The organism is Gloeocapsopsis sp. IPPAS B-1203 (genome assembly GCF_002749975.1).
Lineage (GTDB): Bacteria > Cyanobacteriota > Cyanobacteriia > Cyanobacteriales > Chroococcidiopsidaceae > Gloeocapsopsis.
The window spans coordinates 122,575-133,273 of sequence record NZ_PEIG01000016.1 but is presented as its reverse complement, the minus strand read 5'-3'; the positions used below and the strand labels follow the sequence as shown (position 1 = coordinate 133,273).

General features: G+C 40.4%; 11 protein-coding genes and 1 pseudogene. 6 read left to right on the top strand and 6 right to left on the bottom strand.

The annotated features are described in order from the left end of the window. Positions 1-516: 516 nt before the first annotated feature. The 3 genes and pseudogenes from CSQ79_RS22875 to CSQ79_RS29045 form a co-directional block, all read right to left on the bottom strand. Positions 517-912 carry a VOC family protein gene (locus tag CSQ79_RS22875; protein WP_099703426.1) on the bottom strand — a complete coding sequence of 132 codons (396 nt, stop codon included), beginning with the start codon at positions 910-912 and terminating at the stop codon, positions 517-519. Between the two features lie 34 nt (positions 913-946). After that, on the bottom strand, positions 947-1,588 hold the full coding sequence (locus tag CSQ79_RS22870) for an antibiotic biosynthesis monooxygenase (RefSeq protein ID WP_099703425.1): 642 nt from the start codon (positions 1,586-1,588) through the stop codon (positions 947-949). Between the two features lie 80 nt (positions 1,589-1,668). After that, positions 1,669-2,023 (bottom strand): annotated as a pseudogene (locus CSQ79_RS29045) (pirin family protein). Positions 2,024-2,758: 735 nt separating this feature from the next. Here CSQ79_RS29045 and CSQ79_RS22860 point away from each other — a divergent pair. Beyond that, positions 2,759-3,172: a thiol-disulfide oxidoreductase DCC family protein gene (locus CSQ79_RS22860; RefSeq protein ID WP_099703424.1), complete on the top strand. Its 414-nt coding sequence runs from the start codon at positions 2,759-2,761 to the stop codon at positions 3,170-3,172. An 88-nt stretch (positions 3,173-3,260) separates the two neighbouring features. On the opposite strand, the gene CSQ79_RS22855 is transcribed toward CSQ79_RS22860, so the two are convergent. Continuing rightward, positions 3,261-3,689, bottom strand: coding sequence for a Tery_1686 family protein (locus CSQ79_RS22855; RefSeq protein ID WP_099703423.1), 429 nt, complete (start codon positions 3,687-3,689; stop codon positions 3,261-3,263). Between the two features lie 299 nt (positions 3,690-3,988). On the opposite strand from CSQ79_RS22855, the gene psbQ reads away from it, so the two are divergent. Both psbQ and CSQ79_RS22845 read left to right on the top strand, forming a co-directional pair. After that, the gene (gene psbQ, locus CSQ79_RS22850; protein ID WP_289501455.1) at positions 3,989-4,504 is read left to right on the top strand and encodes a photosystem II protein PsbQ; all 516 of its coding nucleotides are present in this window, start codon (positions 3,989-3,991) and stop codon (positions 4,502-4,504) included. A 232-nt stretch (positions 4,505-4,736) separates the two neighbouring features. After that, a complete protein-coding gene (locus CSQ79_RS22845) occupies positions 4,737-5,936 on the top strand; it encodes an NAD(P)/FAD-dependent oxidoreductase (protein WP_099703421.1) in 1,200 nt (399 codons plus the stop codon). Positions 5,937-5,975: 39 nt separating this feature from the next. On the opposite strand, the gene CSQ79_RS22840 is transcribed toward CSQ79_RS22845, so the two are convergent. Both CSQ79_RS22840 and CSQ79_RS22835 read right to left on the bottom strand, forming a co-directional pair. After that, positions 5,976-6,332 (bottom strand): zinc ribbon domain-containing protein, encoded by a 357-nt coding sequence (locus CSQ79_RS22840; RefSeq protein WP_099703420.1) that lies wholly within the window; start codon positions 6,330-6,332, stop codon positions 5,976-5,978. Between the two features lie 108 nt (positions 6,333-6,440). Beyond that, entirely contained in the window at positions 6,441-6,755 is a 315-nt protein-coding gene (locus CSQ79_RS22835; RefSeq protein ID WP_099703419.1) for a TIGR03792 family protein, read from the bottom strand. Positions 6,756-7,000: 245 nt separating this feature from the next. Between CSQ79_RS22835 and CSQ79_RS22830 the strand changes: the two genes are divergently transcribed. From CSQ79_RS22830 to CSQ79_RS22820, 3 genes are all read left to right on the top strand, one after another. Further along, positions 7,001-7,330, top strand: a complete 330-nt coding sequence (locus CSQ79_RS22830; protein ID WP_099703418.1) for a phasin family protein — start codon at positions 7,001-7,003, stop codon at positions 7,328-7,330. A gap of 266 nt (positions 7,331-7,596) precedes the next feature. Continuing rightward, on the top strand, positions 7,597-8,130 hold the full coding sequence (locus CSQ79_RS22825) for an FKBP-type peptidyl-prolyl cis-trans isomerase (RefSeq protein ID WP_099703417.1): 534 nt from the start codon (positions 7,597-7,599) through the stop codon (positions 8,128-8,130). A gap of 70 nt (positions 8,131-8,200) precedes the next feature. Next, complete coding sequence (locus CSQ79_RS22820) at positions 8,201-10,678, top strand: heavy metal translocating P-type ATPase (protein WP_099703416.1); 2,478 nt, start codon at positions 8,201-8,203, stop codon at positions 10,676-10,678. The last annotated feature ends 21 nt before the right edge of the window (positions 10,679-10,699 follow it).

Genomic DNA, 10,699 nt, shown 5'->3' with positions numbered 1-10,699 from the left:
CAGTTATGTATTCACTGGGTAGGTCAATGGATGCGTATTAATCGCAACAAGCAACTCTATTATCAGCGTGGTTTGAAAGCTATAGACCAAATCCAGCCTTTATTCTAGCTCCCTGTCACCCCATCAGTATACTCAATTTATCCCAGCTTTTATCTTTCCGCTGCCATTACTGCTCGTTCAAATCTACAAATTTTGAGAAAAGTCGAACAATGATGAATATCATTCCCAGCGGAATGTAATGTAGCGCAGAATCTCGCGAGATGTTTCGCTTGGCTCAACATGACAGTTTAAGTACTTTCGCAAGAAGTCTAATGTACAGTATCGAAATCAAAATGTAGAGAATAAAACTTCATGTCGAATAAAAAATACAAGTAAGCACGATCGCAAAAACTCTATCACTTAAAGCTTTAATGCGATCGTTACCTATTTCTTTAATGCTGAATTACTCGTTCGATGTACTCATATCATCACAACTTTAGTTTTCTACTATTACTTTGAGCAAATCAGAGAGACATTCTAATCTAAAAACTGATACAATCCAATCAAATTACCGTCAGGATCTCGGAAATATACTGTTTTAATTCTATAATCTGTGTTATTCATAGGTTCTGTAACAAAATTAATGTTTTTATGCAATAAACGGTGATATTCTTGGTCTACATCATGCACAGTAAAAATCAAAGCTACTTTATCTTGACATTCTGCTTCAGTTGGTTTGTCCGTAGTTCTAATAATTTCTGCCATTTCTTGTTGTCTAAATAAACTGAGTTTCATTCCACCAACTTGAAACTCTGCATAACCACTTTTTTCATCTTCTATATTAACTGGAAATTCCATAACATCTTTATAGAAGAGTAAGCAAGCTTTAAGATCGGTAACAAGGAGTCTAGTATAGGCTGAGGTTACTTTCATAATTTCTTAGCTTTGATGAACAAAGTGATTTTTATTAATTGGTAGTAGATTTAGTAAATACTACCTCATATAAATGAAACTCGTTTTCAGCTAAACCTTGCCAATATTCGCTCAAAGGTTTGTATTTTGGATCTTGTAGCAATAATTCAAAATTTTCCCAGCTACGCCACTGACCATAGTTCATTATACGCGTACCATCAAGCGAACGGTGAAAGTTAGCAGAGATCAGCCCTGGATTTTGTAATGCTACACCTACGTATTCCTTTTCTAATTCCACAAGGCGCTGCTGGTTTTCTGGTTTCACGCGAAACTCAGCAAGATGAATTAAATCACCTCGATTAATTTCGAGTGGGGCATTTTCTGGTTGCGAATCAACAACTTCAAAAATGTGCAAATCTGGTGGGTTAAAATTAGCTAGTTTTTTCCCTTGTGCTTGTACTTCTGAATTATCAAGGAAAGTGTAATATTCTTCAAGACTTTGCCATTGAGCATAATTCATCACACGTATGCCATCTAAGCTTTTATGAAGACTGGCTGAAACAAAACCTGGTTGATACTTGACTGCATTATCAATAAACTCAATGATAGTATCAATTAGTTTTTGCTGCTGTTCTGGCTCAACTACAAAGATAATTATTACTGTGATTAAATCATTTTTTTTGGCGATCGCTGGCATTTTATTACCTCATAAATATTGAACGGGGTGAGGGATAACTCACCCCAAAACATAATTTTCTAGGTTCACATTTCCTGAGATTATGCAAGATCAAACAACAGAATTTCTGCACCAATATCAGTACTAAACGAAGTTCTTGATCGTTGAGAGATACAACTCCTTGCGCAACCTGTAACCAAGCGTATCGATTTGGGTTAAGGTGATAATGCAAAGCATCACCTCTTTCTAGGACAGAGGTATACAAATCAACATCTTGGTGAATTGTAACAGCATCATCGCGTCCATATTAATGACTCGTAGAGAACGAAATCCCATCCGTTCCGGATCGTAAAAACTTCCAAAGGAAAAGGTATGCTGACTATCTAACCAACCCATCCGAGTACGACCACGAGCATTTCTATCATGAATGATATTGGTTGTTGTGTTTTGTGTCATACTTCTACCTCCTAAACTTTATTCTCAATGCTGTTGGTAATATCAGTTGATTTACTTTAGTACTTTGATAAATAAGACTTAACGACTTATTAAAATAGAATTATTACTCATTACTTTCTATTACTATATTAAAACAGAAAAATAAAAATAGTAAGTACGTACTTAAAAGTAAGTGAGTTACTTTTAAGAAATTATTCAAACAGTCATTTTTATATAATATTTTTTAACTGCGGCAGTTTTATAAAATACAAAACCCTGATATACCCAAGTAAAGCTATCATCTATCATTAAGTGAGTATAATTATTGAGCGCACATTTTATACTGGTTAATAGTTAATTATTACTCTACTAACCAACAGCCTTTAAGTTACGTTTATTTTCGCCATAACCAGATATTTTTAATATAAACAAAACTAGTATACAGTGTAGATATCATAAGATATATATTATTAATGGATGAAAGATAGGAGTTATTTTGTCCTGTAAGAAAGTCCAATTTTTATTTGTGTAAATGTAGCTACTTATCTTGCAATTGCTAATAACTACAATAAAATATTTGTACAAGTCAAGTTTGAACTTCAAAGTTTTAAATTGTAAGATATGAAATCTAAATTTGCTCAACTCAAAATTTAAATCTTAGTGAAAGAGTTACAAGTAACCTAAAGAAAGATTTACAAGGCAAGGTAAATAAGCTTAAAAATAGAAATATAAACTCAGCATTAGAAAACTGGTTTCATGAATTACTACGTTATCTACGATGGCAATTGCAATCTTTGCGTAACTTTTGTTCAACTACTAGAAGGCTTTGACAAAGGACAGATGTTTCGTTACATACCCATGCAAGATCAAGTAATGCTTGCACCTTGGGGTATTACACCGCAAGATTGTGAGCTAGGTGTAATTTTACTTGATGCTGATGCCCCTGAGCGTCGTTGGCAAGGTACAGCAGCAATTGAAGAAATTGGGCGCGTACTACCAATGGGTAATTTGTTTGTAGAAGCTTATCGAGGACTACCTGGAGTGAAATGGGTAGGCGATCGCATTTACGACCAAGTCCGCGATCATCGCTATACCTTATTTGGTAAACGCCAAAACACCTATAATTCACCTTACTGTAGCGAGTGTGGTACTCAAACTGTAAGTAGTTAAGCAAGATCGCAGGACACTCTCTTAGACCTACTGTTCTGGGAATTGCTTGATTCTGTACTACTAGCAATTACCAACCCAAAACCAGTTTTTATGCAGTTGGCTGATTAAACACTTGCATAAGTTGGCGACAAAATGATTTTAACTTTTCTCCCGCTTCGGGGGAAGGTTGAACTGCACCAACAAAACTCCAGTTTTCTACGGTAGAAAGACGCCACTGCTTACCACAATGATTAAAACCTGCAGCTTCTACACCAATACAAGTGCGATCGCCATTTAAAGGGTCTTGATAAAAGCGGATCTGAATCAAGATACTACGACTTTGCAACGATCGACTTACACCAGGAAAATGAAAGCCAATATCGATAGAATCAGGATCGACTAACTCTCTAGTATCTGGATCATTAGTCCACGGCTTGAGATCTGCTCTCACGTCAGGAAACTCTGACTTAAAAAGATTGACGACTGTCGCAATTTTACTAGTAAGTTCCAAATTAGTTGCTTGCTCAGCTGCGTTCACGCGGGAACTCTCCTGGATTTTGAGTCTAGTGTAGTGAAAAGGACGACAGAAAACCGCTGCTAGAAAGCTTACTCTATTAATTTTCCAGCTTAACAATACTTTATCAATTTAGCAATTGCTGACTCTTAAGTGACTAATGGCTAAATTGGAATGCGACTTTAATTCTAAGTATTTTTACTAAAACTAAAGTAAATGATGACAATCTCATCGCGCTTTGTGAACATACCTCTTCTAGTAGGAGACTAAAAATTCATTTGAGCAAGACAATAGCAATTGATTGTTGCCACCAGCGATCTAAAATGACACTGTTCATCAGCAGACAAAAATATAGTCAGATTATGGCGCGTTATCGGTCAATTCTGTCATTGATTTTAGTTATCGTGACAACGTTTCTAGTTAGTTGTAGTAGTCCCAGCGTTGCAAAAGCACCTCCAACTTATACCGCAGCGCAAGTAGAGCAAATTCAGCAATATGTTCCCGACATTGTTGCTTTACGCGATCGCCTAGATAATGAACTCATTACGTTGATTAAACGACGTGATTGGATCGATGTGAGTAACTTCATTCACGGTCCTGGAGGAGAAATGCGACTTAAGATGACTTATGTCACTCGCAATCTGCTTCCCCAAGACCAATCACAAGCACGGGAAGTAACGCGGAGTCTGTTTGACAATTTAGTCAAAATAGAACAAGCCGCAGAAGCCGCAGATTATCAAAAAGCGACGCTCAATTACCGAGAAGCTTTAGCAGATATTGATGGCTTTTTGCAGCTAATTCCTAAACAGACGGTTTTACAACAAGAAAATGAAGCGTAATTAACTAGGCGCGAGGAGTGAGTGAAAAAGTGATTAGTGATTAGTTTTGAGTTGTGTTCGCGCACAAAAGTGCCGGATGGCATTATGCGTGAGTTTTGAATTAATTAAAAGAAATTTCAAAACTTCTCTTAAACTCATAACTCATAACTCAACATTCATAACTCTCATAACTTAACACTCAACACTTCACGACTCCTCGTCTCCTCCATCTCGCAAGTTCTTTCCGATTGTCATGAGTCATGTATTGATTGTTGGGTGCGGTGTCGTTGGAGCAGCGATCGCTTACGAACTCAGTTTATCTGGACTTGAAGTTACAGTTGTCGATCAACAGCCACCAGCCCAAGCAGCAACAGGTGCGGCGCTGGGTGTATTGATGGGAGCAATTAGCCACAAAATCAAGGGGAATGCATGGCAGATGCGTTCTGCGAGTCTCCAACGATACGAAACACTCATTCCAGAACTAGAAGCGCTGACTATGCGCCGGATTCCCTTTAATCGACAGGGAATTTTGATGCTGTGTTTTCAGGAAGATGTGGCAGGTTGGGAAAAGTTAGCCGCAGTTCGTGCAGCACAAGGATGGCAAATAGAAATTTGGAACGCTACGCACTTACAAGTGCAATGTCCGCAGCTTAACTGTGAAAAGATTGTAGCAGCAATTTATTCACCACAAGATCGCCAAGTTGATCCTATATCTCTTACTCTAGCTTTGGTAGAAGCCGCACAACGTCAAGGAGTTCAATTTCATTTTGGTGTTAAAGCCGCTGGTTATCATTTCGATGCTTCAGATCAGCAGATGTATTTCTACATCGATACTACGAATACACCACACGCAGCTATCTTAGATGGAATTCAAAATGTTGATTGGCTAATTATTGCTGCTGGCACAGGTTCGACACAGTTACAATCTATACAACATACAAATGTCTCTCTGACCAAAATTGCCATATCATCTTCAACTTCGCCTCTAACACACCCAACACCAGTGGTAGAGATTAAACCTGTACTCGGTCAAGCAATTCATTTGCAGGTCAATCAACCTCTAGGCGATCCAAAATTTCAACCTGTCATTACAGGAGATGACGTTCACATCGTACCTTGTATGGGTAGTCAGCCAATCATAGATTATTGGATTGGTGCTACTGTAGAATTTCCTACAGATGAACTCATTGCAGATCCTGACCAATTAGAGCAAGTAAGACAGCAAGCGATCGCATTTTGTCCTGCTTTAGCCGAAGCTAAAATTATCCGTACTTGGTCAGGTTTACGTCCGCGCCCTGAAGGACGCCCAGCACCAGTGATTGAATTGCATAATCTTAGCAATATTCTGTTTGCGACTGGACACTACCGCAATGGAGTTTTACTCGCACCTGCAACCGCACAAAAGATTCGGGAAATCATAACGAGGGGTAAGTGGTTAGTTACTAGTGGCTAATAATTAGTTTTGAATTTTGACCTATTACCTCATCCTAATTTACAAGGCAATCAAAAAACTCAGCAAGAGTAAACCGAGAATCAATAGCCAAAATTGGTATTGTTTAAGCCAGCTACGGAAATGAGCACCAAAGCTTCTTTTATACTGTTGCTGTGATGCTTTCAATTGAGCTTGTGTCACATCTTGGTAAAGCGTACACTCTTTTGCAAAAGGGCGCTGTGGAAAATTACATGTATCGTCTAGGTGGTAGGTACAGCTATCACACAAATAAGTATCTTCAGTAGCACGGTGTAAAGGAATTCCTGGATGTCCATATGCTTTAAGTGGTGTACGGCAAAAAGGACAGCTAACAGCTTGTGCATCAACCGATTGATGACAACGAGGACAATGTGGCATTGCTTGTAGTAAAGTTAATAGTCAACAAGGAACAGCGATCGCTAATGATTGGCAGGTATTTCAAGATGCTTTAAGTGTTTGAGTAAAAGATTTATTCTTCCTCACCCCTCATCCCTCGCTCCTCACCCCTTTTTGATAAACCTGGTACTCAGCAGATACAATTTGATAAGTGCTACCGATTTGTTGCGCAAATTTTTGTTCTGTCTGACGAAGCAACTCTTCAGAAATAGATTTCCAATCTTCTTTTGTTGCCCAGCGAATGACTAAAACAACTTCTGATGCTTCTTCTGGATTTAGCCAAACTTCTTTGCCTAGAAATCCAGGACACTTAGCCAAAGCTTTCGTCCAAACTTCTGCATCTACTTGTAAATAGTGCTCGCGCAAATCTGGGTTTACTTGACACTTAAGGAACTCAATCACCATTTTAGCTATTTTCTATCTTGCAGTAGCTATAAGCGCAGCTGTAAATTTGCCACAATATAACTACAAGCGCTTAGGGTTTACGCTTCAAGCATAGCTTTAGCAAACGATGGTCAAAGGTCAGAGAAATAATTTTCTTTAATCTGATGACGAGCGATAAATTAGTATCAAAGTTATATTCTTGAAGCAACTCATCCCTGAACCTTAACGTTCCACTTCATTTTATTGATTAGATACTGCAAGATAGCATGGAAAGCAACAACTGGATTAAACAGCTATTAATGGTTGGTATAGGCACAACCTCATTGGTAGCAGAAAAGCTGCGGGAAGTAAGTGATGAACTGGTAAGAGACGGCAAACTTCGCCCAGATCAGGCTAAAGAATTCATCGACAACTTGATGCAACAACTCAAGTCAGAACAAGGTAATGTTGAAGAGCAGATGCAGCGTCAAATGCGTAATATGCTACAAGACTTGGGTGTCCCTCGCCAAGCTGAAATGGATGAGTTGCGCGGACGGATTGATCGCTTAGAGCGCCAAGTACGCGATCTAGAAAATAAGATGTGGCGCGGAATGTAGTACCATTAATATTGAAATCGCACTCAAACTCAAGTTAATTTTAGCAATAGAACACACAATCAATAGTAAGTTGCTTCAGTAGCAGGTTTAACCAAACTTACTCGATTGGATTTTCCTTTAATAAATCTTGACATTGTCTCAAACCCTCAAATTTCTCTATCAGGTTTAGGTGACAGCTCAAAGTTAATGGCTGGTTTTGACCTAAACTAGAACACGTAAAGTGGCTGAATTTATTGTATGTATTGTTGCTGATGGAGGACTGACTTTTGAGAGAAATTCTAATCAGCTTGAGTTTCGTAATTGTTTGCCTTGTAGTTTTGGTAGTAACACAGTTTAGCAATTCACCTGCTGCGATCGCAGAAAAACTCACACAAAATCAACCAATCAAAGAAATCGTTGCGCCAAGCAACACGAATACCGTAGATACTTTAGCGAATAACAACATGATGTCTGACGAAAACGTTGTCACAACACCCTCTGGGCTTAAATACATTGATATCCAAGAAGGCGACGGTGCAACACCTACAGCGGGACAAACAGTCGTAGTTCACTACACCGGAACTCTTGAAAACGGTAGTAAATTTGATAGTTCGCGCGATCGCAATCGCCCGTTTAGCTTCAAACTCGGTGCTGGACAAGTTATTAAAGGTTGGGACGAAGGACTAAGTACAATGAAAGTCGGCGGACGTCGTCAATTAATCATTCCTCCCGAACTCGGTTATGGTGCGCGTGGTGCAGGTGGAGTTATCCCTCCTAACGCAACTCTCGTTTTTGATGTAGAACTTCTCCGAATTTCCTAAGTTCTAACTTTTATTACCGTTACCTCTTGCCTAAACGCTACAGTGGTGATGTGTTGATAGCCAACTCTGTATGCAACTTGTCCCAAAAATCGAGTCGTCGCAGCCCTTACCCAATAGCAAACCTCAAGCGATAGAAACCATCACGCTGGATATCCAAGGGATGAAGTGTGCTGGCTGTGTCAAGGTTGTTGAAAATCAGTTAACACAAAATCAAAGTGTACTGTCTGCGTGTGTCAATTTGGTCACGGAAGTTGCTGTTGTTGAATGTACCGCAGGTGCTGTTGATGCACTAAAACTTGCTGAGAATTTAACAGCAGCTGGGTTTCCCACCCAACCACGTTATGCTCAGGGAGAACCTGATAATAGTGTTGTCGAACCATCACGACACCAGCAGGAAATGCAATCAGCGCTTAAACAGTTGATTGTTGCTAGCATTCTGCTTATCTTGTCTAGCTTGGGGCATTTCAGTGAATGGGGTTTGCCTGCGCCACCAATGTTACACAACATTTGGCTGCACTTTGGTTTAGCAACTGCAACACTAATTGGACCAGGACGCCCGATCTTACTCAATGGCTGGCAGGGTCTGCGACGCAACGCACCCAACATGAACACCTTAGTCGGATTAGGAACGCTAACGGCTTATAGCGCAAGTTTAGTAGCACTTCTTTTTCCACAACTAGGTTGGGACTGCTTTTTTGATGAACCCGTGATGCTATTGGGCTTTATCTTGTTGGGTAGAACATTAGAGCAACAAGCCCGTGGACGTGCAGCATCAGCTTTTCGCGAATTACTCGCAATGCAACCGCAAGTTGCCCGATTGATTGCCGATCCGACAACAACTACAGGATATAAGAGTGTTGAAATTCCTGCTGATCGCGTACGGGTAGGAGAATGGTTACAAGTTTTACCAGGAGACAAAATTCCCGTTGATGGTGAAGTCGTTTCTGGCAGAACAACAGTTGATGAATCAATGTTGACTGGAGAAGCCATGCCTGTTAGTAAGCAATCTGGAGATCAGGTCGCTGCTGGGACAATAAACCAAACAGGAACAATTGCGTTACAGGCAACTCGGACGGGAAAAAACACGACACTTGCCCAGATTGTTGCTTTGGTAGAAGCAGCGCAAACGCGAAAAGCACCAGTTCAAAAATTAGCAGATACAGTAGCAGGGTACTTTACCTACGGAGTGTTAACCTCTGCAATATTGACATTTGTGTTTTGGTATTTTATCGGAACTCATATTTGGTCTGATATTGCGACACAACCTCATCACCTTGCTAATCTTGGACACAACTCACTACATCAGGTATATACTACCCATGCAATAGTGCAATCGCCATTATTACTTAGTTTGAAGCTAGCGATCGCCGTCATGGTTGTGGCGTGTCCTTGTGCTTTAGGACTTGCTACACCAACAGCAATTCTCGTCGGTACAGGAGTAGGCGCAGAACGGGGATTATTAATCAAAGGTGGTGAGGTCTTAGAAACAGTTCATCGACTTACTACCGTAGTGTTTGATAAAACTGGTACTCTCACGACTGGAGTGCCGCATGTGAGTGACTGTATTTCACTGGAACAGGAACAATCAATATTTTCTACTCAACGTCTTCTCCAATTAGCAGCAGCAGCAGAAAGTGGCAATGCGCATCCTCTGGCAACCGCAATTCAACAAGCAGCGCAACAGCACAATTTGTCTCTATTAGCCGCCCAAGACTTTTACATGGAACCAGGTTTAGGGGTATCTGCGCAAGTGGCAGGTCATACTAAGGTGTTGTTGGGTAATCAAGAATGGCTTGTACAGCACTTAGTTGTGATTGACGAAACTGCACAACAACTCAGCCATTCGCTAACAACTGAGGGAAAAACAGTTGTTTATGTGGCAGCAGACAACAAGCTCGTAGGATTAATTGCCCTCACCGATACTTTAAGAGCAGATGCCAAAGCAACAGTAAATAACTTGCGGCAAATTGGTTTGCAAGTCGCAATCTTAACTGGGGATAGACAAGAAGTTGCGGAGGCGATCGCGCTTCAACTCGGCATAGAGTCACAACACATCTTTGCTAATGTACGTCCTGACGGAAAAGCAGCAGCAATTTCTAAATTGCAATCTCAACATCATCTAGTCGCGATGGTGGGAGATGGCATTAATGATACTCCTGCCTTATCACAAGCAGATATAGGCATAGCTTTGAAAACAGGTACTGATGTCGCGATGGAAGCTGCAGAAATTGTCCTCATGCGCGACTGTTTAACTGATGTGGTTGTCGCAATTGAGTTAAGTCGTGCAACTTTTAATAAAATTCGCCAAAACTTGTTTTGGGCATTTGCCTACAACACACTCGGGATTCCAATCGCGGCTGGTGCTTTGTTACCTAGTTTTGGATTTGTTCTTAGTCCGGCTGCGGCTGGAGCGTTAATGGCATTTAGCTCTATTAGCGTCGTTACCAACTCTTTATTGTTGCGGCGGTTTCATCAGACAGGGGTGAGGAGAAGCCGCTTTTTTCGTGCGGAGATGTCCTCCGTTGAGCAAACTGGTGTTGAGGGGTGAGAGGCGAAGGTTAAGACAGAC

Coding starts and splice junctions, on each gene's coding strand:
- CSQ79_RS22875 (WP_099703426.1), bottom strand. CDS start 912: ATGAAAGTAACCTCAGCCTATACTAGACTCCTTGTTACCGATCTTAAA.
- CSQ79_RS22870 (WP_099703425.1), bottom strand. CDS start 1,588: ATGCCAGCGATCGCCAAAAAAAATGATTTAATCACAGTAATAATTATC.
- CSQ79_RS22860 (WP_099703424.1), top strand. CDS start 2,759: ATGAATTACTACGTTATCTACGATGGCAATTGCAATCTTTGCGTAACT.
- psbQ (WP_289501455.1), top strand. CDS start 3,989: ATGACACTGTTCATCAGCAGACAAAAATATAGTCAGATTATGGCGCGT.
- CSQ79_RS22845 (WP_099703421.1), top strand. CDS start 4,737: ATGAGTCATGTATTGATTGTTGGGTGCGGTGTCGTTGGAGCAGCGATC.
- CSQ79_RS22840 (WP_099703420.1), bottom strand. CDS start 6,332: ATGCCACATTGTCCTCGTTGTCATCAATCGGTTGATGCACAAGCTGTT.
- CSQ79_RS22835 (WP_099703419.1), bottom strand. CDS start 6,755: ATGGTGATTGAGTTCCTTAAGTGTCAAGTAAACCCAGATTTGCGCGAG.
- CSQ79_RS22830 (WP_099703418.1), top strand. CDS start 7,001: ATGGAAAGCAACAACTGGATTAAACAGCTATTAATGGTTGGTATAGGC.
- CSQ79_RS22820 (WP_099703416.1), top strand. CDS start 8,201: ATGCAACTTGTCCCAAAAATCGAGTCGTCGCAGCCCTTACCCAATAGC.